Annotated in this window: 1 protein-coding gene; it reads left to right on the top strand. The window is 53.6% G+C overall.

From position 1 onward, the window contains the following. The coding region (locus ACLNEE_RS16965) for an ATP phosphoribosyltransferase regulatory subunit (protein WP_412007461.1) at positions 1-440 on the top strand (440 nt) is incomplete at both ends.

Here is a 440-nt window from a genome sequence, read left to right as displayed (position 1 = left end):
CTCCAGGACAGTGGCGAAGGACGGTTGGGACTACGGCCCGAATTAACCCCCTCCATTGCTAGGGCAGTGGTGACCCGCATGACCGACAGCCAACCCCAAAGATTGTGTTATCGGGCCAATGTCTTTCGTAATCCCCCGGAAGGCTACCACGGTAAGCAAATGGAGTTTTTCCAAGCGGGCATAGAATTGCTGTTTGCCGGGGGCGTTCGGGCTGACGCGGAAATTCTTCTATTGTTGACGGATTGCCTGACCCAATTGGGCTTGACCGATTGGCAGTTAATTTTGGGGGATGCGGGGTTGACCAGAAGTCTGCTGGCCAAATTACCCACCCATCTGCAAACTGCTGTGCGGGATTGCATCACTCGCTTGGACTATGTGGAACTGTCCCAACTGCCCTATCCTGACGATGAGGCAAAAAACCTGGCTCTGCAATTGTTTGA

It is taken from the genome of Aphanothece stagnina RSMan2012 (genome assembly GCF_046764815.1).
GTDB lineage: Bacteria > Cyanobacteriota > Cyanobacteriia > PCC-6307 > Cyanobiaceae > NIES-981.
Note: the sequence above shows the minus strand (reverse complement) of the source record. Positions and strands in the feature narration are given on the sequence as shown.